Source organism: Aeromonas sp. DNRA1 (assembly GCF_963888745.1).
GTDB lineage: Bacteria > Pseudomonadota > Gammaproteobacteria > Enterobacterales > Aeromonadaceae > Aeromonas > Aeromonas hydrophila.
Window position 1 is genome coordinate 221,827 of the sequence record NZ_CAWPKQ010000006.1, and the last position, 21,679, is coordinate 243,505.

General features: G+C 61.3%; 22 protein-coding genes and 3 tRNA genes. 18 read left to right on the forward strand and 7 right to left on the reverse strand.

Annotated features, from left to right (window positions below; all coding sequences use genetic code 11):
- Positions 1–20 precede the first annotated feature (20 nt).
- From AACQ43_RS19075 to AACQ43_RS19090, 4 genes are all read left to right on the forward strand, one after another.
- Positions 21–353, forward strand: coding sequence for a PepSY domain-containing protein (locus AACQ43_RS19075; RefSeq protein WP_049045946.1), 333 nt, complete (start codon positions 21–23; stop codon positions 351–353).
- Positions 354–439: 86 nt separating this feature from the next.
- Entirely contained in the window at positions 440–1,096 is a 657-nt protein-coding gene (locus AACQ43_RS19080) for a response regulator transcription factor (protein ID WP_011707717.1), read from the forward strand.
- 37 nt (positions 1,097–1,133) lie between these two features.
- Positions 1,134–2,483: a sensor histidine kinase gene (locus AACQ43_RS19085; RefSeq protein WP_039212974.1), complete on the forward strand. Its 1,350-nt coding sequence runs from the start codon at positions 1,134–1,136 to the stop codon at positions 2,481–2,483.
- Between the two features lie 41 nt (positions 2,484–2,524).
- Complete coding sequence (locus AACQ43_RS19090; protein WP_010635837.1) at positions 2,525–2,986, forward strand: hypothetical protein; 462 nt, start codon at positions 2,525–2,527, stop codon at positions 2,984–2,986.
- A 142-nt stretch (positions 2,987–3,128) separates the two neighbouring features.
- On the opposite strand, the gene torA is transcribed toward AACQ43_RS19090, so the two are convergent.
- The gene (gene torA / locus AACQ43_RS19095) at positions 3,129–5,609 is read right to left on the reverse strand and encodes a trimethylamine-N-oxide reductase TorA (protein WP_168968319.1); all 2,481 of its coding nucleotides are present in this window, start codon (positions 5,607–5,609) and stop codon (positions 3,129–3,131) included.
- Between the two features lie 22 nt (positions 5,610–5,631).
- Complete coding sequence (locus AACQ43_RS19100) at positions 5,632–6,762, reverse strand: NapC/NirT family cytochrome c (protein WP_168968321.1); 1,131 nt, start codon at positions 6,760–6,762, stop codon at positions 5,632–5,634.
- A 363-nt stretch (positions 6,763–7,125) separates the two neighbouring features.
- Here AACQ43_RS19100 and AACQ43_RS19105 point away from each other — a divergent pair, with 363 nt between their 5' ends.
- Positions 7,126–9,093: a DNA topoisomerase III gene (locus tag AACQ43_RS19105; RefSeq protein WP_168968323.1), complete on the forward strand. Its 1,968-nt coding sequence runs from the start codon at positions 7,126–7,128 to the stop codon at positions 9,091–9,093.
- A 41-nt stretch (positions 9,094–9,134) separates the two neighbouring features.
- Here the strand turns inward: AACQ43_RS19105 and AACQ43_RS19110 are convergent, their stop codons facing one another.
- Together AACQ43_RS19110 and AACQ43_RS19115 are read right to left on the reverse strand one after the other, a co-directional pair.
- Positions 9,135–9,569, reverse strand: coding sequence for a DUF417 family protein (locus tag AACQ43_RS19110; RefSeq protein WP_168968325.1), 435 nt, complete (start codon positions 9,567–9,569; stop codon positions 9,135–9,137).
- 10 nt (positions 9,570–9,579) lie between these two features.
- Complete coding sequence (locus tag AACQ43_RS19115; protein WP_049045960.1) at positions 9,580–10,113, reverse strand: carboxymuconolactone decarboxylase family protein; 534 nt, start codon at positions 10,111–10,113, stop codon at positions 9,580–9,582.
- Between the two features lie 101 nt (positions 10,114–10,214).
- Between AACQ43_RS19115 and AACQ43_RS19120 the strand changes: the two genes are divergently transcribed.
- Positions 10,215–11,042, forward strand: a complete 828-nt coding sequence (locus tag AACQ43_RS19120; RefSeq protein WP_168968327.1) for an AraC family transcriptional regulator — start codon at positions 10,215–10,217, stop codon at positions 11,040–11,042.
- Between the two features lie 27 nt (positions 11,043–11,069).
- On the opposite strand, the gene AACQ43_RS19125 is transcribed toward AACQ43_RS19120, so the two are convergent.
- Complete coding sequence (locus AACQ43_RS19125; RefSeq protein ID WP_011707710.1) at positions 11,070–12,425, reverse strand: TrkH family potassium uptake protein; 1,356 nt, start codon at positions 12,423–12,425, stop codon at positions 11,070–11,072.
- The gene (locus tag AACQ43_RS19130) at positions 12,422–13,075 is read right to left on the reverse strand and encodes a potassium channel family protein (protein ID WP_168968329.1); all 654 of its coding nucleotides are present in this window, start codon (positions 13,073–13,075) and stop codon (positions 12,422–12,424) included. The genes AACQ43_RS19125 and AACQ43_RS19130 overlap by 4 nt, the downstream gene beginning before the upstream one ends.
- Positions 13,076–13,202: 127 nt before the next feature.
- Here AACQ43_RS19130 and murB point away from each other — a divergent pair, with 127 nt between their 5' ends.
- Positions 13,203–14,240 (forward strand): UDP-N-acetylmuramate dehydrogenase, encoded by a 1,038-nt coding sequence (gene murB / locus AACQ43_RS19135; RefSeq protein ID WP_168968331.1) that lies wholly within the window; start codon positions 13,203–13,205, stop codon positions 14,238–14,240.
- Positions 14,237–15,202 (forward strand): bifunctional biotin--[acetyl-CoA-carboxylase] ligase/biotin operon repressor BirA, encoded by a 966-nt coding sequence (gene birA, locus AACQ43_RS19140; RefSeq protein WP_024945204.1) that lies wholly within the window; start codon positions 14,237–14,239, stop codon positions 15,200–15,202. The genes murB and birA overlap by 4 nt, the downstream gene beginning before the upstream one ends.
- A 75-nt stretch (positions 15,203–15,277) precedes the next feature.
- On the opposite strand, the gene coaA is transcribed toward birA, so the two are convergent.
- Entirely contained in the window at positions 15,278–16,216 is a 939-nt protein-coding gene (gene coaA / locus AACQ43_RS19145) for a type I pantothenate kinase (protein WP_011707706.1), read from the reverse strand.
- Between the two features lie 262 nt (positions 16,217–16,478).
- Here coaA and AACQ43_RS19150 point away from each other — a divergent pair.
- The 10 genes from AACQ43_RS19150 (at position 16,479) to rplL (ending at position 21,597) form a co-directional block, all read left to right on the forward strand.
- Positions 16,479–16,563 (forward strand) — tRNA-Tyr (locus AACQ43_RS19150).
- A gap of 38 nt (positions 16,564–16,601) precedes the next feature.
- Positions 16,602–16,676 (forward strand) — tRNA-Gly (locus AACQ43_RS19155).
- A gap of 171 nt (positions 16,677–16,847) precedes the next feature.
- Positions 16,848–18,032 carry an elongation factor Tu gene (gene tuf, locus AACQ43_RS19160; protein ID WP_011707694.1) on the forward strand — a complete coding sequence of 395 codons (1,185 nt, stop codon included), beginning with the start codon at positions 16,848–16,850 and terminating at the stop codon, positions 18,030–18,032.
- A 53-nt stretch (positions 18,033–18,085) separates the two neighbouring features.
- Positions 18,086–18,162: transfer RNA gene (locus AACQ43_RS19165), tRNA-Trp, on the forward strand.
- A gap of 60 nt (positions 18,163–18,222) precedes the next feature.
- Positions 18,223–18,594 (forward strand): preprotein translocase subunit SecE, encoded by a 372-nt coding sequence (secE, locus tag AACQ43_RS19170; RefSeq protein WP_011707705.1) that lies wholly within the window; start codon positions 18,223–18,225, stop codon positions 18,592–18,594.
- Between the two features lie 9 nt (positions 18,595–18,603).
- A complete protein-coding gene (nusG, locus tag AACQ43_RS19175; RefSeq protein ID WP_005306318.1) occupies positions 18,604–19,155 on the forward strand; it encodes a transcription termination/antitermination protein NusG in 552 nt (183 codons plus the stop codon).
- A gap of 133 nt (positions 19,156–19,288) precedes the next feature.
- Positions 19,289–19,717, forward strand: coding sequence for a 50S ribosomal protein L11 (rplK, locus tag AACQ43_RS19180; protein WP_005318556.1), 429 nt, complete (start codon positions 19,289–19,291; stop codon positions 19,715–19,717).
- Positions 19,718–19,721: 4 nt separating this feature from the next.
- Positions 19,722–20,423 carry a 50S ribosomal protein L1 gene (gene rplA, locus AACQ43_RS19185; RefSeq protein WP_011707704.1) on the forward strand — a complete coding sequence of 234 codons (702 nt, stop codon included), beginning with the start codon at positions 19,722–19,724 and terminating at the stop codon, positions 20,421–20,423.
- Between the two features lie 256 nt (positions 20,424–20,679).
- Positions 20,680–21,180 carry a 50S ribosomal protein L10 gene (gene rplJ / locus AACQ43_RS19190; protein ID WP_011707703.1) on the forward strand — a complete coding sequence of 167 codons (501 nt, stop codon included), beginning with the start codon at positions 20,680–20,682 and terminating at the stop codon, positions 21,178–21,180.
- 51 nt (positions 21,181–21,231) lie between these two features.
- Positions 21,232–21,597 carry a 50S ribosomal protein L7/L12 gene (gene rplL / locus AACQ43_RS19195; protein WP_011707702.1) on the forward strand — a complete coding sequence of 122 codons (366 nt, stop codon included), beginning with the start codon at positions 21,232–21,234 and terminating at the stop codon, positions 21,595–21,597.
- Positions 21,598–21,679: the final 82 nt, after the last annotated feature.

Here is a 21,679-nt window from a genome sequence, read left to right on the forward strand (position 1 = left end):
TTTTGGGAGATGAATCATCCATGAATAGAGCCCTGTCTCTGCTTGGGTTGCTGCTGCCGGTACTGGCACAGGCGGCCACGCCGAACGAGGCCTTGCTGCAGCAGGCGGTCAGCGAGGGACGGGTGCGCCCCTTTCATGAGGTGATGGAGGTGGCTTCCCGCCTGCCGGTACGGGTGCTGCGGGTCGATCTGGGGGAGGAGGACGGCATCTGGCTGTACGAACTCAAGCTGATCGACAGCGAGAACAGCGTCATCAAGGTGGGCTATCGGGCCGACAACCTGGAGATGGTGTGGCTCAAGGGCCACCATCTGGAGCGGCTGTTCGCTCCGCGTCCGCCCCCGGAAGAGGAGTGATGGAGTGAGTCCGCGAACGCGCCGCCATCCGGTTCGTTCCCCAGTCGCCGCCGGTACCGGCACAACCCTGCTTTGGATACCCATTTATGCGAATTCTGATAGTTGAAGATGAGAAGACCCTGGCGGGCCAGCTGGCGGAACAGCTGCGCCTGTCCGGTTTCGTGACCGACCTCTGCCACGACGGCAACGAGGCCGGTTTTCTCGGCGAGACCGAGCCCTATGACGCCATCATTCTGGATCTCGGTCTGCCGGGCCGCGATGGCCTGAGCGTGCTGAAGGAGTGGCGCAGCAAGGGGATCGACACCCCGGTACTGGTGCTGACCGCTCGTGGCCAGCTGCACGAGAAGATCGAGGGGCTCAACGCCGGGGCCGACGACTACCTCACCAAGCCGTTCCAGGTGGCCGAGCTGGTGGCCCGAGTCCATGCCCTGGTGCGACGGGCGGCGGGCAACGCCAGCTCGATACTGGAGATCGGCGGGGTGCGGCTCGACATGGCAGCGTCCCAGGTGTGGTACGAAGGCACCCCCATCAAGCTGACCGCCCACGAGTTCCGGGTGCTTGGCTATCTGATGCAGCACAGGGGCAAGGTGGTGTCGCGCAGCGAACTGATCGACCATATCTATGCCCAGGATTTCGACCGCGATTCCAACACGGTGGAAGTGTTCATCGGCCGGATCCGCAAGAAGACCCACTCCGATCTCATCGAGACGGTGCGCGGTCTCGGCTATCGGATCAACGAATGAGCCGGATCTTGATGCCCTCGTGCGCCGGAGCGGCTGAATGAGGCTGGTGCGCACCCTGCGTGGGCGACTGGTGGTCATCGCCATGGTCTGGTGTGGCCTGTTCCTGTTCGCCACCGGCTTCAGCCTGCAGACCATGATGCGCAACTACTGGCAGGAGGCGGAGGCCGACGGCCTGCGCCTGCAGCTCTACGATCTGCTCTCCCGCCTCGAGATCCAGCCGGATGGCCTGCCGGTGGTCACCGAACCCATGGCCGACCCCCGCTTTCGCCAGCCCTACTCCGGTTACTACTGGCAGCTGGAGCTGGGGGAGAGCGTGGTCAGCCGCTCCCGCTCCCTGTGGGATGTGCACCTCGACGTGCACGGCCTGAAGTCGGCCTTCGGCGATCCGGACCTCTTCGTCGGCAAGGGGCCCAACAAGGAGCCGCTGCTGATCATGACCCGCACCGTGCTGCTGCCCGGTTCGGATCGGGTGTTCACCCTGGTGATGGCCAAGGACAGCAGCGCCTTGACCCAGACCCTGAAGAAGACCCGCATCAGCCTGTTCCTCGGTCTCGGCTTTGCCGCGACCGGGCTGGTGCTCGGCTTCATGTTCCAGATCGTCTACGGCCTGCGGCCGCTGCATCTGTTGCGCCGCGAATTGAGCCGGGTCCATCAGGGCCATCAGGAGGGGTTCCGGCTGCGCTATCCGCTGGAGATCCAGCCGCTGGTGGAGGACATCAACCGGCTGCTGCACCACTACGGCGAGCTGTTGCAGCGGGCCCGCTCCCACACTGGCAACCTGGCCCACGCCCTCAAGACGCCGCTCAGCATCATGCGCAACCAGGTGGCCCAGCTGCCGCCGGAAGATCAGGCCGCCCTCGGCGAGCAGCTCGATCAGATCCAGCGCCACATCGACTACCACCTCGGCAAGGCGCGGGTGACCGGCGCCGCCAAGATCCTCGGGGTGTCGACCCCGGTGCGGGCGCGGGTGGAGTACATCTGCCGCGCCTTCTCCCGCCTCTATCCGGGCCGGGAAGTTGATCTGCAGGTGCCGGCCACCCTGGCGGTCGGGGTGGAGGAGCAGGACTTCGACGAGATGGTGGGCAACCTGCTGGAGAACGCCTTCAAGTGGTCGGCCGGCCAGCTGCGCATCTCCAGCGCCGAGCTGGGGGGCTGGATCACCCTGCGCATCGAGGATGACGGCCCCGGCATGAGCGAGGATCAGATCGCCAAGGCGGTGCTGCGCGGGGTGCGGCTCGACGAGAAGGTGCCGGGTTCGGGTCTGGGCCTCAACATCGTCTCCGATCTGGCGGAAGCCTACCGCGGCAGCCTCATCATGGGGCGCGCCGAACTGGGCGGGCTGGCGGCTTCTCTCTCGCTGCCCAAGGTGGCAAGAGTAGAGAGCTAGGCATAAGATATGGCACCTGTTTTAGCCTGAGGAAGAGAACCATGACTGATGATCCATGGGCACTGTGTCACCTCGACGATTCGTTCGATGCCTCCGTGCTGGGCACCAAGGGGGCCCAGATCCAGTGGTTTGAGGATCGCGACAGCCTGATTGCCTTCCTGCTGGAAGATTTCGTCGACCTGCTGGCCGACGTGGGCGAGCTGGATGAGGATCAGACCGAGCGGGCGCGCGAGCGCTTCACCCTGCTGGTGGAGCAGAGCTTCGACGATCGCGGCCTGATGGACGCTATCAACGATCTCGCCTCCGGCCTGCGCCGCATCGCCTGGCTGGGGCCGCTCTCCGAGCTGGCCGAGCTGAGCGATGACTTCGCCTCCGGCCTGCGCCGCTATTTCTGGAGCCAATACGACGGGGATGAAGATGACCCGGATGCCTGGGTGCCGGAAGAACTCTGGCCCCAGCTGGTGGAGTGTGCGGAAGAGTACATGGTGGAAGGGGACTTCTAAGCCACCTTGTCCGTGCTCTGGCTGCAAAGCGGGTGGAGTGTCCGCAAGAGTAGATGGTTGAGGGTGACTTCTGAGCCACACCCCAAACCGCGATAAGAAAACGGCGCCTTGATGGCGCCGTTTTTGTTGCTCACTCCTCTGCTCAGGCGTTGGTCGGCACCGCATGGGCGGTGTTGACCGGGGCCGGGCCCTGGTACTTCTCGATCTGCAACTGGGCCATGTGACCGCAGTTGCCCTGCGCTAGGCTGGAGGTGCCTTCGTCGAAGGTGAGGCAGTTGACGTTGCCGTTCTTGCACAGGCTCCCCGCCTCGCCCGGTTTGGCCGGATCGAACCAGGCCCCTTCGCACACCCGCACCACCCCCGGGCGGATGTCGGTCGAGAGCAGGGCCCCCACCAGGATCTGGCCGCGGTCGTTGAAGGCCCGCACCAGATCGCCATCCTGGATGCCGCGCGCCTTGGCGTCGTCCGGGTGGATCAGGATCGCCTCGCGATCGGCGACGGCGAACTTGTCCCGCAGCGGGGTGTTGTCGAGCTGGGAGTGCAGCCGCTGGGTCGGGTGGGAGGTGTTGAGCGACAGCGGATAGCGGGTTGCCTCCTTGCTCTTGATCCACTCCTTGGGCTCATACCACTTGGGATGGCCGGCGCAGTCGGCATAACCCATGCCGGCCACCGTGCTGGAGAAGATCTCGATCTTGCCGGACGGGGTACCGAGCGGGTTGAGCAGCGGGTTCTCGCGAAAGTCGGCGTGACGGATCCACTGGCGGTTCGCCTCGGGCACCGGGAAGCGGATGTAGTTGTTGGACTCCCAGAACATGTTGAATGGCGGCAGCGCAACCCGGGCGCCACGGGCCTGGGCGGCCATGCCGTCGTACATCTGCTTGAGCCACAGCATCTCGTCCTTGCCTTCGGTGTACTGCTCCTGCAGGCCCAGCTTGGCGGCCACGTCGCGGAAGATGTCGAAGTCGTTGCGCGCCTCGAACTGGGGCGGCACGCACTGGTGCATCGGGAAGACGTAGCGCTGTGAGTAGTCGCCGCCCATCTCCAGATCGTTGCGCTCGTAGCTGGTGGTGGCCGGCAGCACGATGTCAGCGTGCTTGGCGGTGGCGGTCCAGTAGGGCTCGTGGACGATCACGGTCTGCGGCTTGCGCCAGGCCTTGACCAGGTTGTTGGTGTCCTGGTGGTGGTGGAAGGGGTTGCCGCCCGCCACGTAGACCAGCTTGATGTCCGGGTAGGTCACCTTGCGGCCGTTGAAGTCGATGGTCTTGCCGGGGTTGGCCAGACAGTCGGCGATGCGGGCCACCGGGATCGGCGCCGGCCCGTTCTTCGGCGCATTGCCGGCGGAGATGCCCGCCAGGATGCCGCCCTTGGCGGTGGGGCTGCCACCGGAAGAGTAGTGGTAGCTGAAGCCGTAACCGCCACCCGGCAGGCCGATCTGGCCCAGCATGGCGGCCAGGGTGACCAGCATCCAGTTCGGCTGCTCACCGTGCTGCTGCCGCTGCATGCCCCAGCCCGCCATGATCATGGTGCGCTTGGATGCCATGTCGAGGGCTAGCTGGCGGATCACCTTGGCATCGACGCCGCAGATGGTGCTCGCCCACTCGGCGCTCTTCGGCTGGCCGTCTTCCTGGCCGAGCAGATAGGCGAGGAACTTGTCGAAGCCGGTGGTGTAGCGATCGAGGAAGGCCTGATCGTGCTTCTGCTCGCTGTAGAGGGTGTGGGCCACCCCCAGCATCATGGCCACGTCGGTGTAGGCGTTCGGTGCAATCCACTCGGCATTGGCCTGCTTGGCGGTTTCGTTGTAGACAGGGTCGATGCTGATGATGCGGGTACCCTTCTCCTTGAGCGCCTTGAAACCGGCCTGACCCTCGTGATCCGGCATGTTCCAGCTGTTTTTCAGGGTGACCTGGGCGTTGACCCCCCACAGCACAACCAGTTCGGCGTGCTCGATGACGTTGGGCCAGGCAGTCTGCTGCTCATACACCTCAATGGAGCCCATCACGTGGGACATGATCACCTGGGCGGCGCCGGCGGAGTAGTCGCCGGCATAACCGGTGAAGCCGCCCGCCAGGTTCATCAGGCGGTGCAGCAGGGTGCGGCTGTTGTGGAACATGCCGACGCTCTTCCAGCCGTAGGAACCGGCGTGGATCGCCTGCGGGCCGAAGTCGCTCTGCACCCGGCCTATCTCGCCGGCCACCAGGGCGATGGCTTTCTCCCAGCTCACCCGCACCCACTCGTCGGCGCCGCGCAGCTCGGGTTTGGCGCCTGGGCCCTGTTCTAGCCAGCTCTTGCGCACCATGGGGTACTTGATGCGGTTCTTGGCGTGCACCTGGAACGGCGCCATGTCGATGAGATCGTTGGGGGCCGGATCATCGGCCACCGGCTGGACCCGCACCATGCGGCCTTCTTCAACGATGGCCTCGAACGCTCCCCAGTGGGCGCCGGTCAGGATGCCTTTCTGGGCGGGCACCAGGGTCGGGAATTGTTCAAGCGCCGTGCTGATGGCCTGGGCCAGCGCGCTTTTCGGGAAGACGCCGGCCAGCAGCGGCAGGGCGGCGCAGGCGCCCAGCCCCTTGAGCAGGTTGCGGCGGGAGAGATTGGTTTGCTTATCGGTAAAAAAAGTCATGACGATTTCCTCTGTGCCAGCCTTAGTGCGCCGCGTTCATGTCACTGGCATGTTTCTGGACGTATTGGGTCAACATGCGTGCCTGTTCCGGGGTCAGGGAGGTGCGTGATTCCATCCCCTTGATGACGCCGATCCACTGGTTGGCGTTGAAGTGATCCAGTGCGGTGAGGCCGTGGCAGCCGGTACAGTTGTTGGACATCAGGGTGGAGGCGTACTGCCACAGCTTGCCCTGATCGCCGATGAGTTGGCTCTGATCCACCCAGGCGGTCAGGCTGACCTGATGCCAGGTGAGGTTGGTGGCGCTGTCGGTTTCGCTCTTGCCGGTGGTGAGCTGCGCCTTGGCCTTGTCGCCGAGCAGGGTGCTCAGGATGCGCTTGCCGGGAGCGGCGTAGAACACCTCGCTCACTCCGTCCTGCTGCCAACCGTCGATACGCACCTGGGCGCGACCGTTGTCGTTGGCCAGTACTTCCACCTGGGTGGAGGGCATCAGGGTGCCTTCGTCGGTCTTGGCGCTGGCATCCAGATAGAGCGGTGTGGTGGCGATGGCGTAACGGGTGGTGACGTTGGTCGGGGTCTGGGCGGCAGCCTGCGCCAGCTCGCTGGCACCGGCGGCGGCCAGGCCGCTCATGTCGGGCATGATGTGGGCGACGCCGCGGTGGCAGTCGATGCAGGTCTGGCCCTCCTTGATGGCGACCGGGTGTTCGGCGCGGGCGTTGGGGCGCTGGGCCAGGATGTCCATGGCTGCGTAGCTGTGGCAGCTGCGGCAGGTGGCGGAGTCGTTGGCCTTCAGCTCGTCCCACACCGACTGCGCCATGCGCAGCTTGTGGGCCTCGTATTTCTCAGGGGTGTCGAGGGTGCCGATCGCCTCGTGATAGATGTCCTTCACGGCGCGGATCTTGGTCCACAGATAGGAGGTGGGATCACCCGGAATGTGGCAGTCGGCACACTCGGCGCGGATGCCCTTCACGTTCTGGAAGTGGACGCTGCCCTGATACTCGGCCAGCGGGGTCTGCATGGAGTGACAGGAGACGCAGAACTCGGTGGAGCTGGTCTTGTGCATGACGGTCACCGTGACCCCCAGCGCTGCAACGCCCAAGAGGGCCCCGAGCAGCAGTAGCCAGAACCAGGTTTTTCTCAACAATTTTCCAAGCATGACGGCGTTTTCCTACGATCAAATATTACCAATATAGTAGTATTCATGGAGAGGTAGTTGATTGACCTCTATCATGATTTATATTCTGTATTGTTATTTTAAATGCATTTATTATTTTGTAATTTATCATTTAATTGAATTTAATTTAACTTCCTGCGATTTTACCGTCTTTTTTGTCCTCGTTTGAGGCATGACTAACCTGGGCCTGCCATCCACGGCTTGGCGGTGCAGGGTACCCATCCGCTACCCCCTCTCATCGAGCCTGCCTCGGCAAGGGCCTGTCGCCTCGCACCCGCGGAGGGTTTGGGCTTTGCCCAGGGCCCGTTATATACTGTTCACATATACAGTATTCAGGTGTTTGCCATGCGACTCTTCATCGCCGAGAAGCCCAGTCTGGGACGTGCCATTGCCGACGTGCTGCCCAAGCCCCACAAGAAGGGGGACGGTTTTATCGAAACTGCGCAGGGGGATGTGGTGACCTGGTGCATCGGCCATCTGCTGGAGCAGGCCGAGCCCGATGCCTATGACGCCGCCTACAAGCAGTGGCGCATGGAGTCGCTGCCCATCGTTCCGGCCCAGTGGCAGCTGGTGGCCAAGCCGAAGACCAAGACCCAGCTCACCGTCATCAAGCGCCTGCTCAAACAAGCGGACTGCGTGGTCAACGCCGGTGACCCGGATCGGGAGGGGCAACTGCTGGTGGACGAGGTGATCGACTTCCTCGGCTACGGCAAAACCAGGCCGGTGCTGCGCTGTCTCATCAGCGATCTCAACCCGCCGGCGGTGCGCCGTGCCCTCGACAAGCTCAGGGACAACAAGGAGTTCGTGCCGCTGGCGGTGTCGGCGCTGGCCCGCAGCCGGGCCGACTGGCTCTACGGCATCAACATGACCCGCGCCTATACCCTGCTTGGCCGCAAGGGGGGGTGCAGCGAGCTGCTGTCGGTCGGCCGGGTGCAGACGCCGCTGCTGGGGCTGGTGGTACGGCGGGATCTCGAGATAGAAGCCTTCGTGCCCAAGCCCTTCTTCGAGGTGCTGGCCCATCTACAGACCGAAGGCCACGAGCGTTTCAGCGCCAAGTGGCTGCCCTCTGAGGCCTGTCTGCCCTGGCAGGACGAGGAGGGGCGAGTGCTCAACCGGGCGCTGGCCGCCAAGGTGGTGGAGCGGATCCAGGGCCAACCCGCACTGGTGGAGGAGGTGGAGGAGCAGGCCCGCAAGCAGGCGGCGCCGCTGCCCTACAACCTCTCCAGTCTGCAGATCGATGCCGCCAAGCGGTTCGGCATGGACGCCAAGCGGGTGCTGGACGTCTGCCAGGGGCTCTACGAGCGCCACAAGCTGATTACCTACCCGCGATCCGACAGCCGTCATCTGCCGAGCGATCACTTCAACCGGGCCGGCCAGGTGCGGGAGGCCATCGCCAGCACGGCGCCGGCGCTGGCCAAGGCGGTGAGCGAGGCGGACGGCAAGATCCGCAGCAAGGCGTGGAACGACGGCAAGGTGGATGCCCACCACGCCATCATCCCCACCGAGAAGCAGGGCAACCCGGCCACGCTGGGGGCTGACGAGGCGAAGCTTTACGGCCTGATTGCCCGTCAGTACCTGCTGCAGTTCTACCCGCCGTTCGAGTACAACGACAGCAAGGTACTGCTGCGCATCGCTGGCGGCCTGTTCCAGGCCAAGGCGCGGCGGATCCTCAAGGCGGGCTGGAAGGCGCTGCTCGGGGTGGAGGAAGATGATGAGGAGGAGGCGGGGACCCTGCCGGCCCTGCGCAAGGGCGAACAACTGCTGTGCGAGCGGGGGGAGCTGCAGGAGAAGATGACCCAGCCGCCCAAGTCGTTCACCGATGCCACTCTGCTGGCGGCCATGACCGGCATCGCCCGCTATGTGCAGGATCCCGAGATCCGCAAGACCCTGCGCGAGACCGACGGCCTCGGCACCGAGGCGACCCGGGCGGGCATCATCGATCTGCTGTTCAAGCGCCGTTTTCTGGTGCGCCAGGGCAAGAGCATCAAGGCGACCCCGACCGGGCGGGCTCTCATTCAGGCGCTGCCTGCCACGGCGACCACCCCTGACATGACGGCGCTATGGGAACAGCATCTCGGCCGGATTGCCGAGCGGCAGACGAGCTATCAGCAATTCATGGGGCCGCTGACCGAGCAGTTGAACGGCCTGATCGACGGCGCCAGACAGGATTCGGGAGCGAGCTTCAGCGCCCTGCCCAAGGCAGCGCCCGGAGCCGACAAGCGCCGCTTCACCAAGCGCAAGCGCAGCACGGCGGCTGGTGGCTCGACCGGGACAGCCAAGCGGGGGAGCAAGCGGCCGGCCAAGGCTGCCTGATAAAAAAAGCGCCCCTGGCGGGGCGCAAAAAGGCATTGTCGTCAGGCGTCGGCCAGTCTGGCGCGACTCAAATTGAGGTAGTGCCAGGCAACGCCAAGCAGTACCAGATCCTTGAAGATGAAGAACTCGGTGACCGGCACTCCGTCGACCAGCTTCCAGACGCCCGGCAGGGTCAGCAGAAAGCTGAGGGTCACGAGGAAGGTCAGGATGGCCCCCAGGCTGCTCCAGTAGCCCAGGCGCGGTCGCCACAGGCCGGCAATCAGGCCGCCAGCGATCAGGATCTCGACCAGTCCGATCAGATTGGAGACGGTTTGCTCCGAGAGCACGGCATAGAGCCAGCTCATCAGCGGATGGCTTGCCACCAGCGGCCGGATGGCCGCCGCCTCGGTCGGCGTGAACTTGAACACGCCGATCCAGAGCAGGGTCAGTACCACCCCGGCGAGGGCGATCAGAAAACCTCGGTCATGGCGTTCCATTCATGCTCCTTTAGGGGGTGAGAGTGACCGGCGGGAAGTCGATGTCGGTTGCCGCCAGATGATTGCCGTAGTTGGTCAGGGTATTGATGACCACCTGCCCCAGTACCTCCATTGCCAGCTCATCATCCACACCCGCGGCACGGGCTGCGGCCAGTTGTTGATCGCTGATGACACCGCGCTGGGTAACCAGGGCGACTGCCAGCTGCAGCAGGGCGTGATCGAGTGGATCCGCCGCCTGGGCCAGACGAGCAGCCCGAATGGCGTCGTCATCGAAACCGGCCCGGCCAGCCAGCAGGGTGTGGGCCGAAAGGCAGTATTGGCAGGCGTTGGCCTGGCCGATGGCCAGTGCCAGCAGCTCCCGCTGGCGGGCACTGAGTCGCCCTTTGCCCAGCGCATCGGCAAAACCGAGCAGGCCGTTGAGCACCGCGGGTGAATGGGCCAGGGTGGCGTAGAGGTTGGGAACCTTGCCAAGGCTGCTTTTGAGGGCGGCGAAGGTGGGGGCGGCAGCCGGTTTGGGCTGGCTCACGGGGTGAATGCGACTCATGGTGTACTCCTGTAGGGGTTGGGATTCAGGAGACAGTGTGCCCGCTTCTGTGATACGGTTTATCACCCATAGTCCACCATTGGCGACTTATCGTCTCAAATATGGATCCACTCTCGATACTGCTGGCCCATGCCGCGCCCCGGGCCAACCTCTTCTTTGCTGGCAATCTGTGCCAGCACTCCCACAGCCATGACTATCCGGATGGTGGCCACCTGCACCTGCTGCGCCGTGGCGAATTGCTGCTGCGCGAGGAGGGGGGAGAGCCCCTGCTGCTGACTGAACCGACCCTGATCCTGTTTCCCCGTGCGCGGGGACACAGGCTCGAGCCGCGTCAGCTGGCAGGCTGCGATCTGGTGTGCGCCAGCGTGTCGTTCGGACCGACCGGTGACTCACCATTGCAGCTGGCGCTGCCGGATACGCTGGTACTGCCGCTGCAGACGATCCCGGCCATGGCGCCGGTGCTGACCCTGCTGTTCGAGGAGGCCTTCGCCGACCGTTACGGCCAGCCACCGATCCTCTCCCGTCTGCTGGAGGTGCTGCTGATCTTGCTGCTGCGCCATCTGGTGGAACAGGGGCACTGCCGGCAGGGGATGCTGGCTGCGCTTTCCGACCCGCGTCTGGCTCGGGCAGTCACGGTCATGCATCAGCGGGGAGACGAGCCCTGGACGGTCGAGACGCTGGCGCGGGAGGCGGGCATGTCGCGCGCCCGCTTCGCTGCCCATTTCCAGGCGCTGACCGGGCAGACGCCACTGGGCTATCTGACGCGCTGGCGCATGTTGCTGGCCAGTCAGCAGCTGCTGGCAGGGGAGTCCATCACTCAGGTGGCTCTGGGGGCGGGGTACAGCGGCGGAACTGCCTTTGGGCGGGCGTTTGAACGGGAGTTCGGCATGAGCCCGGGACGCTGGCTCAAGACGCGGCAGCGCGAATGACCGGGGCCGCAGCCGGCCCCGGTATCATCAGCCGGTGTAGACGGCTTCTTCCGGATACTTGATGCGGGTCTCGCTCGGACGGGCCAGCATGAAGGCTAGGGTCAGCGGACCGAGACGGCCGCAGATCATCACCAGCACCAGGATCAGCTTGCCCGGTTCACTCAGACCGGCGGTGATGCCGGTGGAGAGCCCCACGGTGGCAAATGCCGAGATGGTCTCGAACATGATCTTGTCGAAGGACTGCTGCTCGGTGAGCATCAGCAGGAACATGGCCAGCATCAGCACCATGGTGCTGACGATGATGATGGCCAGCGAGCGGGTCACGATCTGGGGTGACAGGGTGCGGCCGAAGGCGGTGACATGGGGGCGCTTGGTCAGAAACGCCTTGGTCGCCAGCAGCACTACCGCGAAGGTGGTCACCTTGATGCCGCCACCGGTGGAGGTGGCGCCGGCCCCGACAAACATCAGCATCATCATGAACAGCAGGGAGGCGGGCACCATCTGGCCGATGTCGATGGAGTTGAAGCCGGCGGTACGGGCGCTGGTGGACTGGAAGAAAGCCGCCAGCCACTGACCGCCGAAGGAGGCCTTGCCGAGGGTGCCCGGGTTGTTGTGCTCCAGCAGCCAGAACATCAGGGTGCCCAGCAGCAGCAGGCCCGGGGTCATGATCAGCATCAACTTGCTGTGCAGCTTGAGCTTGCGCCAGCGGCGGTTGCGCACCAGGTCGACGATGACGGTGAAGCCGATCCCCCCCAGTATGATCAGCGCGGCTATGGTCAGGCTGATGATGGGGTCATCCCGGTAGTCCATCAGGTTGTTGGCGAACAGCGAGAAGCCGGCGTTGTTGAAGGCCGAGACCGCGTGGAAGAAGCTGACGTAGAGGCCGCGCTCCCAGCCGAGCTCGGGTACCCAGCGGATGGCCATCAGGCCGGTGCCGATGAGCTGGGCGATGAAGGCGAACAGCACGATCCGCTTCACCAGCTGGATGATGTTGACCGACCCCTCCTGGCCCAGCGCCTCCTTGGCCAGCACCTGCTGGCGCAGACCGACCCGCTTGCTGAACATGGCGATCAGCAGCAGGGTCATGGTCATCTGGCCGAGGCCGCCAATCTCCATCAGCATCAGCAAAAAGATCTGCCCCTGCAGGGTGAAGGCGGTGCCGGTATCCACTACGCCGAGGCCGGTCACGCTGATGGCCGAGGTGGCGGTGAACAGGGCGTTGATGAAGCTCACTTCGCCGTTGTGGCTGGAGGGCTGCACCAGAAACAGGGTGCCGACCAGCAGGATGATCAGGAAGCTGCCGAGGATCAGCTTGGCTTCGCTCCAGCGCGACTCGTCGTCCCGGTGTAGGGCGAAGGCGTAGTTGCTACGCCAGCGGGTCATAGGGTTTCCAGCCAGTGGTCGATGGCGTGCTTGTTGCCCGCCAGGATCAGGATGTCACCCAGTTGCAGCTCCATCTTGCCGGTCAGCACGTTGTGCAGCACCTGGCCGCGCTTGATGGCCAGCAGTTGCAGTTCGGTCTGTTGCAGCAGATGCAGGTCAGCGAGGGAGCGGCCATTTTGCGGCAAACCGATGACGAATTCGGTCAGCACCATGTCGTGGCCCAGCTCCAGATAGTCGAACAGCCGGTTGTCCAGCATGCTCTGGGCGACCCGGCGGCCCATGTCCCACTCCGGGTTGATCACCTTGTCGGCCCCCACCTTCTGCAGGATCTTGGCGTGGAACTTGTCGCGTGCCTTGACCCACACCTTCTTCACGCCGGCTTCCTTGAGGACGAGGGTGGTGAGGATGCTGGTCTCGAGGTTGTCACCGATGGCGACGAAGACGATGTCGAAGTCGGCCAGCCCCAGCTCGGCTACCGTGGCCTCGTCGGTGGCATCGGCGACGATGACGTGGTTGCAGAGGGTGGCTATCTGACGGGTCTTGCTCTCGTCGATGTCTATTGCCAGCACCTCGGCATCCTGCCGTTGCAGCTCTTCACACAGGGCGCTGCCAAACAGTCCCAGGCCGATGACGGCAAATTGGTTGTTCATGAGTACTTCCTCAAGCGTCGGAGCCGGATACTCTACTCCTGCGGCATGAGTCCGAAAAGGGGGGCGGATTTTTCGTCCGGCGGCAATATAAGGTAGACTGCCCGCTTGCCATTGTCGGGACACGCAGATGAAACTCACCCCTTACGCCTCCTTGTTGACGCTCAACACCCTCGCCCTCGATGCCCATTGCCGCTGGCTGGCCGAAGTGGAACGGATCGACGATCTGCCGCAACTGGTAGCCGACCTCGAGCTGGCCGACTTGCCGCGGCTGGTGCTGGGAGGTGGCAGCAACGTGCTGTTTTGTGATGACTTCGCCGGTGTTGTAGTGCTCAACCGTCTGAAGGGGATAACGCTGCACGACGAGGGGGATCACTGGTTGCTGCACGTGGCGGCCGGCGAGAACTGGCATGAGCTGGTGTGTCATACCCTGCAGCAGGGTTGGTTCGGGCTCGAGAACCTGGCGCTGATCCCGGGTACGGTCGGGGCTGCCCCGGTGCAGAATATCGGCGCCTACGGGGTCGAGCTGGCCAGCGTCTGCGCCTATGTGGAGGCGTTCAACTGGCAGAGCGGCCAGCTGGAGCGCATCGAGGCGGCCGCCTGCGGGTTCGGCTATCGCGACAGCATCTTCAAGCACGCCTGTCAGGACAGCCACTTCATCACCGCCGTCGGGCTGCGCCTCGCCAAGGCCTGGCAGCCGGTGGCGGGTTATGGCCCGCTGGCCGCGCTCGGTGAGCAGCCCACGGCGCAGGCCATCTTCGACACCGTCTGTGCCACCCGCATGGCCAAGCTGCCGGATCCGGCCGTGCTCGGCAATGCCGGCAGCTTCTTCAAGAACCCCGTGGTGACGGCGGCGCAGGCCGACCAGCTCAAGCAGCAATATCCGCACCTTCCCTGTTACCCGACCGCTGACGGGCAGGCCAAGCTGGCCGCGGGCTGGCTCATCGATCAGTGCGGCCTCAAGGGCTTTGCCATCGGCAGCGCCGCCGTGCATCAGGAGCAGGCCCTGGTGCTGGTCAACCTGGGCGGAGCCAGCGCCATGGAGCTGATCGCGCTGGCGGCTCACGTACGCGACAGCGTGGAGCAGAAATTCGGCGTGCTGCTGGAGCACGAGGTGCGCTTCATGGGGCGCAGCGGTGAAACCTGGCTCGACGAGGTGCTCTCATGACCCTGACCCCCATCAGACAGACCCTGATCACCCTGCTCAGCGACGGCCAGTTTCACTCCGGTGAACAGCTGGGTGAGCAGCTTGGCATCAGCCGGGCGGCGGTCAGCAAGCACATGGCCGCGCTCAAGGAGCTGGGGCTGGACTTGTTCAGCCTGACCGGCAAGGGTTATCGGCTGGCGGTGCCGATGGCGCTCTATGACGAGGCGCAGTTGCAGGCGTTGGCGCCCATGGCGCCGGTACACTGCTTTCCGGTCATCGACTCCACCAACCAGTACCTGCTGGAGCGGGTCAACCAGCTGAGCTCGGGCGAGAGCTGCCTGGCCGAGTGTCAGACCGCCGGTCGTGGCCGGCGCGGCAAGCCTTGGGTCTCCCCCTTCGGGTGCCAGCTGATCCTCAGCATGTACTGGCGGCTCGAGCAGGGCATGGCCGCTGCCATGGGACTGAGCCTGGCGGTCGGCGTGGCCGTGGTGCAGGCGCTGGAATCCCTCGGTTATCCGGGGGTGGAGCTGAAATGGCCCAATGACCTCTACTATCAGGGCCGCAAACTGGCGGGCATTCTGGTGGAGATGAGCGGCAGTGCCGGTGCCAGCTGCCATCTGGTGATCGGGGTCGGCCTCAATCTGGCGATGCCGAGCCGGGAGGGGGAGCGGATCGATCAGGCCTGGTCCGAACTGCGCCATATCCAGCCGGAACTGGTGGATCGTAATCTGCTGGCCGGCAGGGTGCTCGATCACCTGCAGCAGGCCATGCTCACCTTCGAGCAGAGTGGTCTCGCTAGCTTCGTGGCGGACTGGAACCGGCTCGACCACTTCGCCGGCCGGCCGGTGCGGCTGCTGATGGGCGAGCAGGAGATCCGCGGCGTGGCGCGCGGCATCGATGATCGCGGCGCCCTGCGGCTGGAGACCGCAGAGGGGATCAAGTTCTACCTTGGGGGCGAAATCTCCCTGCGCCGGGGCGACTGAAGGCGGTGGCGATCGTCATGAATAGAAGAGGGGGCCTGCGGGCCCCCTCTTCATGTTGATTCGTGTTGGTAGCTGCTACTTGCGCAGCTTGATCTGCTCGATGGCGTGCTCGTTGCCCTTGGTCAGAATGAGGTTGGCCCGCTCCCGGGTCGGCAGTATGTTCTCTTTCAAATTCAGATAGTTGATATCTTGCCAGATGTTGTTGGCGATCTTGGTTGCTTCGCTCTCCGCCAGTTTGGCGTAGTGGTGGAAGTAGGAGTCGGGATCCGAGAAGGCACCGCTGCGAAACTTGAGGAAGCGTTCGATATACCAGGTGCGCAGCAGCTCGGCCTCGGCATCCACATAGATGGAGAAGTCGACGAAATCGGAGACGAAGACCCGGTGAGGCTCTTGCGGATAATCCATGCCGCTCTGCAGTACATTGAGTCCTTCGAGGATCAGGATGTCCGGCTGCTCCACCACCTTCTTCTCATCAGGGATGATGTCGTAGATAAGGTGGGAGTAGACGGGCGCTTCGACCTTTTCGTGGCCGGCGCGGATGTTGGCGACAAATTCCACCAGATGACGGATGTCGTAGGACTCCGGGAAGCCCTTGCGGCGCATCAGGCCGCGCTCTTCCAGCACCTTGTTTGGATAGAGAAAGCCGTCGGTGGTGACCAGCTCCACCCGCGGGTGTTCCGGCCAGCGCTCCAGCAATGCCTGCATGATGCGCGCCGTGGTGCTCTTGCCGCCCGCCACGCTGCCGGCGATGCTGATGATGTAGGTACCCTTGCCGCGGGACTGACCGAGAAACTGTTCCAGTACCCGGCTGCGGCGCTGTTTGGCCTTGACGTAGAGATTGAGCAGGCGGGAGAGGGGCAGGTAGATCTCTTCCACCTCCTGCAATGACACCTTTTCATTGATCCCGCGCAGGGTCTGCAGATCGTGCTCGGTCAGGGTTAAAGGGACCGAGTCGCGCAATAACGCCCATTGTTCGCGGGTGAATTGCAGATAGGGGTTATGCTCTGTCGTCATGGTGTCATCACTGTTTCTTGGGCAGGGCGACCATACACCAAGGGGTGGGGAGCGACAAGAGAAGCGACGGTTTCGAGCGGAGAGTGAGTCCTTTTTTGCCTGGTTCCCGGCAATAATGCACATTTTGCAAGGCGCAATGGTTGCATCCCCAAAATGCTTACCATAAAATGCGCGACGCTTAGATGTCTGTCGTCTATTTGCTCGGCAAAAGCGATAAAACAACGGGTGCAAGCAGAATTACCGTTGTGGCATTTATGCAACTGGAGGGGTTCCCGAGCGGCCAAAGGGATCAGACTGTAAATCTGACGGCTCTGCCTTCGAAGGTTCGAATCCTTCTCCCTCCACCATATTTCTCTGCGGTTTGAGTTCTTTGGGTTAGAGAAATGCGGGCATCGTATAATGGCTATTACCTCAGCCTTCCAAGCTGATGATGCGGGTTCGATTCCCGCTGCCCGCTCCAAGATGCTGATACGGCTCAGGCGATAGCAGAGCCACACCTTAGGGTGAGTTCGGCAATCGAACCTGCCTGTCAGCACCAGCCTCTCTTCCCCACCAGATTCAAATCCATCATATAAACTGTTCTGTGGTTAGCTTGCCACCGCGTACTCAGCGTTAGTTTAGAGGGACGATCATGTCTAAAGAAAAATTTGAGCGTAATAAACCGCACGTTAACGTGGGTACCATCGGCCACGTTGACCACGGTAAAACCACCCTGACTGCCGCTATCACCAACGTGCTGGCCAAGCACTTCGGTGGTAAGGCTTTCGCCTTCGACCAGATCGACAAGGCACCGGAAGAGCGTGAGCGTGGTATCACCATCAACACCTCCCACGTAGAATACGACACCGCTACCCGTCACTACGCGCACGTAGACTGCCCGGGTCACGCCGACTACGTTAAAAACATGATCACCGGTGCTGCCCAGATGGACGGCGCGATCCTGGTAGTAGCAGCGACTGACGGCCCGATGCCGCAGACTCGTGAGCACATCCTGCTGGGTCGTCAGGTAGGCGTTCCGTACATCATCGTGTTCATGAACAAGTGTGACATGGTAGATGACGAAGAGCTGCTGGAACTGGTCGAGATGGAAGTTCGCGAACTGCTGTCCGAGTACGACTTCCCGGGTGATGACCTGCCGGTAGTCCGTGGTTCCGCACTGAAAGCGCTGGAAGGCGAAGCTCAGTGGGAAGAGAAGATCCTGGAACTGGCTGGCCACCTGGACACCTACATTCCGGAGCCGGAGCGTGCCATCGACCTGCCGTTCCTGATGCCTATCGAAGACGTATTCTCCATCGCTGGCCGTGGTACCGTAGTAACTGGTCGTGTAGAGCGCGGTATCGTCAAAGTTGGTGAAGAAGTGGAAATCGTTGGTATCAAAGATACCACCAAGACCACCTGTACCGGCGTTGAAATGTTCCGCAAACTGCTGGACGAAGGTCGTGCAGGCGAGAACATCGGTGCACTGCTGCGTGGCGTGAAGCGTGAAGACGTAGAGCGTGGTCAGGTACTGGCCAAGCCGGGCACCATCAAGCCGCACACCAAGTTTGAATCTGAAGTGTACGTGCTGTCCAAAGAAGAAGGTGGTCGTCATACCCCGTTCTTCAAAGGCTACCGTCCGCAGTTCTACTTCCGTACTACCGACGTGACCGGTACCATCGAACTGCCGGAAGGCGTAGAGATGGTAATGCCGGGCGACAACATCAAGATGGTTGTTACCCTGATTGCGCCGATCGCGATGGACGACGGCCTGCGTTTCGCCATCCGTGAAGGTGGCCGTACCGTAGGTGCTGGTGTTGTAGCTAAAGTTATCGCTTAATCTTTGGCTTACATAAATAAAGCAAAGCCCCTATAATAGGGGCTTTCTTATGCAGGGGCGTAGTTCGAATTGGTAGAACAGCGGTCTCCAAAACCGATGGTTGCGGGTTCGAGTCCTGCCGCCCCTGCCATATACCTCGTCTCGTACGGGGCTTTTGTGTCTTTGGTTACGTCAGATACAGGTGGGTTGTATGAGTGTTAGTTCTGAGAGCCAGGGCGGAAGCAAGGATACCCTGCTTTGGGGCCTGGTTTTCATTATCCTGGCGGCCGCTGTAGTGGGTAATTACCTGCTCAACGATGTCGTCGCTGCCGTCCGCGCCCTGGGTGTGGTCGTTGTCATTGCTGCTGCCGGTGCAGTAGCCCTGCAAACCACCAAGGGAAAGGCGACACTGGCATTTGCCCGTGAGTCTCGCCTGGAAGTCCGCAAGGTCGTATGGCCGACCCGCCAGGAAGCCATTCAGACAACCCTGATTGTGCTGGCGGTGACTGCCGTGATGGGGCTGTTGCTGTTCATTCTGGACGGTGCCTTGGTCTGGTTGGTCAACCTGATTACCGGTGTGTAAGGATAAGCCATGACTGAACAACGTGAACAACGTATGAGATGGTATGTGGTGCAGGCGTTTTCCGGCTATGAAGGCCGTGTTGCCAAATCCCTGCGTGAACATATCAAGATGCATGGCATGGAAGACATGTTCGGTGAAGTGCTGGTCCCGACCGAAGAAGTGGTCGAGATGCGCGCTGGCCAGAAGCGCAAGAGTGAGCGCAAGTTTTTCCCGGGCTACGTCCTGGTTCAGATGATCATGGATGAGACCACGTGGCACTTGGTACGCAACGTACCGCGCGTCATGGGCTTCATTGGTGGCACCTCTGATCGTCCTGCTCCTATCTCTGATAAAGAAGCGGATGCCATCCTCAATCGTCTGCAAGATGCCCACGACAAGCCGCGTCCGAAAACCCTGTTTGAACCGGGTGAAATGGTGCGGGTTGCCGATGGTCCGTTCGCTGACTTCAACGGTACCGTTGAAGAGGTGGACTACGAAAAGAGCCGCGTGAAGGTCTCCGTTTTGATCTTCGGTCGTTCTACACCGGTAGAGCTGGATTTTGGTCAGGTCGAAAAGGGCTGATTAAACTCTGTTCGTTAACGGTTGTCAGGGGCAGCGAATGTCATTATAATTCGCTGCCCCTTTATTAGTTGGGGAGCCGTTTGCAGGAGCATGTCTCCGAGGCGTTAGAACCCATTTCTGAGGTATTTTTGTAATGGCTAAGAAAGTCACAGCTTATATCAAGCTGCAAGTTAAGGCTGGCAGTGCTAACCCCAGCCCTCCCGTTGGTCCTGCTCTGGGTCAGCATGGTGTGAACATCATGGAATTCTGTAAGGCGTTCAACGCCCGTACAGAAAAGCTGGAAAAAGGCTCACCGACTCCGGTCGTGATCACCGTTTACAGCGACCGTTCCTTCACCTTCGAAACCAAGACTCCGCCCGCTGCCTTCCTGCTGAAGAAAGCTGCTGGTATCCAGTCTGGTTCTGCCAAGCCGAACAAAGACAAGGTTGGTAAGGTGACTGTGGCTCAGCTGCAAGAAATCGCCAAGACCAAAGAGCCGGATATGACCGGTGCCGATCTGGATGCAAAAGTACGTTGCATCGCCGGCTCCGCTCGTTCCATGGGCCTGGTAGTGGAGGATTAAGACAATGGCAAAACTTTCCAAGCGTATGCGCGTTATTCGCGAAAAAGTTGACGGTACCAAAGAGTACTCCATCAACGAAGCCATTGCCCTGCTGAAAGAACTGGCTACTGCCAAGTTCGTTGAAAGCGTTGACGTTGCCGTTAACCTGGGTATCGATGCTCGTAAATCCGACCAAAACGTACGTGGTGCAACTGTACTGCCGCACGGTACCGGTCGCGAAGTGCGCGTAGCCGTATTCACCCAAGGTGCCAACGCTGAAGCTGCCAAAGCTGCCGGTGCTGAACTGGTTGGTATGGACGATCTGGCCGATCTGGTCAAGAAAGGTGAGATGAACTTCGACGTAGTTATCGCATCCCCGGATGCCATGCGCGTTGTTGGTCAGCTGGGTCAAATCCTGGGCCCGCGCGGTCTGATGCCGAACCCGAAAGTTGGTACTGTAACTCCTAACGTTGCCGAAGCCGTCAAGAACGCCAAGGCTGGTCAGGTTCGTTACCGTAATGACAAGAACGGTATCATTCACACCACCCTGGGCAAGGTTTCTTTCAATGAAGTTCAGCTGAAAGAAAACTTGGAAGCTCTGCTGGTTGCCCTGAAAAAGGCCAAGCCGTCTTCCGCCAAGGGTGTATTCATCAAAAAAGTCAGCATCTCCACCACCATGGGTGCCGGTGTTGCCGTAGACCAAGCTTCTCTGGAAGCTCAGGCCTAATTGATGGATTTTACAAGGCGCAAAATTTAATCTATAATTTTGCGCCTTGATTGGTTGGGGGCTTCGACCTCCGTCCAAGACCGCAGGAGGCTGTAAGGCCTTAATACTTCCTGCGTAGACGGTGCCGGAAACCCAGCGAGAAAGATTCTTTCTCTTCTGGAATCCTGCTACCGCATCGTTCCCCTCTGTTGTAAAGGTAGGGGGGATGTGTCAGTACTGGGTCATTTGACCCGGATTCAATCCAGGAGTTAAGCCAATGGCATTGGGACTCGAAGACAAAAAGGCAATTGTTGCTGAAGTCAACGAAGCTGCCAAAGGCGCTCTTTCTGCAGTGATTGCCGATTCTCGCGGCGTGACTGTAGACAAGATGACCGTCCTGCGTAAAACCGCTCGTGAAGCCGGTGTGTACATGCGCGTTGTGCGTAACACCCTGCTGCGTCGCGCGGTAGAAGGTACCGAATACGAGTGCCTGAACAACGCATTTACCGGTCCTACCTTGATTGCTTTCTCTAACGAACACCCGGGCGCTGCCGCTCGTCTGTTCAAAGAGTTTGCCAAAGCGAACCAAAAGTTCGAAATCAAGGCTGGCGCTTTTAACGGTGAGTTTATCGCCGCAGCACAAATTGATCGTCTGGCCACGCTGCCGACTTACGAAGAAGCAATTGCGAAGTTGATGGCTACCATGAAGGAAGCCTCTGCTGGCAAGCTGGTTCGTACTATCGCTGCTGTTCGCGACCAGAAACAAGCTGCTGCTTGATTCTCGCCTATCTAGGCTGTTTGAGTTTATTCAACATCAGGAATTTTTGTCATGTCTATCACTAAAGACCAAATCATCGAAGCTGTTGCTTCCATGTCCGTAATGGAAGTTGTTGAGCTGATCGAAGCTATGGAAGAGAAGTTCGGTGTTTCTGCCGCTGCTGCCGTAATGGCCGGCCCGGCTGCTGCTGAAGCAGTAGAAGAGAAGACCGAGTTCGACGTAGTTCTGACTGCTGCCGGTGCCAACAAAGTTGCCGTCATCAAAGCCGTTCGTGGCGCCACCGGTCTGGGCCTGAAAGAAGCCAAAGACCTGGTAGAAGCTGCTCCGGCTAACCTGAAAGAAGCCGTCTCCAAAGACGAAGCTGAAGCTCTGAAGAAAGAGCTGGAAGCTGCCGGTGCTTCTGTTGAGATCAAATAATCTGCATTTATGTAGATTAGCCTGATAAAACAGGCTAGGGCTGGTGAATTTTTGTTCACCAGCCTTTTTGCGCTGTAGACTG

Coding starts and splice junctions, on each gene's coding strand:
- AACQ43_RS19075 (WP_049045946.1), top strand. CDS start 21: ATGAATAGAGCCCTGTCTCTGCTTGGGTTGCTGCTGCCGGTACTGGCA.
- AACQ43_RS19080 (WP_011707717.1), top strand. CDS start 440: ATGCGAATTCTGATAGTTGAAGATGAGAAGACCCTGGCGGGCCAGCTG.
- AACQ43_RS19085 (WP_039212974.1), top strand. CDS start 1,134: ATGAGGCTGGTGCGCACCCTGCGTGGGCGACTGGTGGTCATCGCCATG.
- AACQ43_RS19090 (WP_010635837.1), top strand. CDS start 2,525: ATGACTGATGATCCATGGGCACTGTGTCACCTCGACGATTCGTTCGAT.
- torA (WP_168968319.1), bottom strand. CDS start 5,609: ATGACTTTTTTTACCGATAAGCAAACCAATCTCTCCCGCCGCAACCTG.
- AACQ43_RS19100 (WP_168968321.1), bottom strand. CDS start 6,762: ATGCTTGGAAAATTGTTGAGAAAAACCTGGTTCTGGCTACTGCTGCTC.
- AACQ43_RS19105 (WP_168968323.1), top strand. CDS start 7,126: ATGCGACTCTTCATCGCCGAGAAGCCCAGTCTGGGACGTGCCATTGCC.
- AACQ43_RS19110 (WP_168968325.1), bottom strand. CDS start 9,569: ATGGAACGCCATGACCGAGGTTTTCTGATCGCCCTCGCCGGGGTGGTA.
- AACQ43_RS19115 (WP_049045960.1), bottom strand. CDS start 10,113: ATGAGTCGCATTCACCCCGTGAGCCAGCCCAAACCGGCTGCCGCCCCC.
- AACQ43_RS19120 (WP_168968327.1), top strand. CDS start 10,215: ATGGATCCACTCTCGATACTGCTGGCCCATGCCGCGCCCCGGGCCAAC.
- AACQ43_RS19125 (WP_011707710.1), bottom strand. CDS start 12,425: ATGACCCGCTGGCGTAGCAACTACGCCTTCGCCCTACACCGGGACGAC.
- AACQ43_RS19130 (WP_168968329.1), bottom strand. CDS start 13,075: ATGAACAACCAATTTGCCGTCATCGGCCTGGGACTGTTTGGCAGCGCC.
- murB (WP_168968331.1), top strand. CDS start 13,203: ATGAAACTCACCCCTTACGCCTCCTTGTTGACGCTCAACACCCTCGCC.
- birA (WP_024945204.1), top strand. CDS start 14,237: ATGACCCTGACCCCCATCAGACAGACCCTGATCACCCTGCTCAGCGAC.
- coaA (WP_011707706.1), bottom strand. CDS start 16,216: ATGACGACAGAGCATAACCCCTATCTGCAATTCACCCGCGAACAATGG.
- tuf (WP_011707694.1), top strand. CDS start 16,848: ATGTCTAAAGAAAAATTTGAGCGTAATAAACCGCACGTTAACGTGGGT.
- secE (WP_011707705.1), top strand. CDS start 18,223: ATGAGTGTTAGTTCTGAGAGCCAGGGCGGAAGCAAGGATACCCTGCTT.
- nusG (WP_005306318.1), top strand. CDS start 18,604: ATGACTGAACAACGTGAACAACGTATGAGATGGTATGTGGTGCAGGCG.
- rplK (WP_005318556.1), top strand. CDS start 19,289: ATGGCTAAGAAAGTCACAGCTTATATCAAGCTGCAAGTTAAGGCTGGC.
- rplA (WP_011707704.1), top strand. CDS start 19,722: ATGGCAAAACTTTCCAAGCGTATGCGCGTTATTCGCGAAAAAGTTGAC.
- rplJ (WP_011707703.1), top strand. CDS start 20,680: ATGGCATTGGGACTCGAAGACAAAAAGGCAATTGTTGCTGAAGTCAAC.
- rplL (WP_011707702.1), top strand. CDS start 21,232: ATGTCTATCACTAAAGACCAAATCATCGAAGCTGTTGCTTCCATGTCC.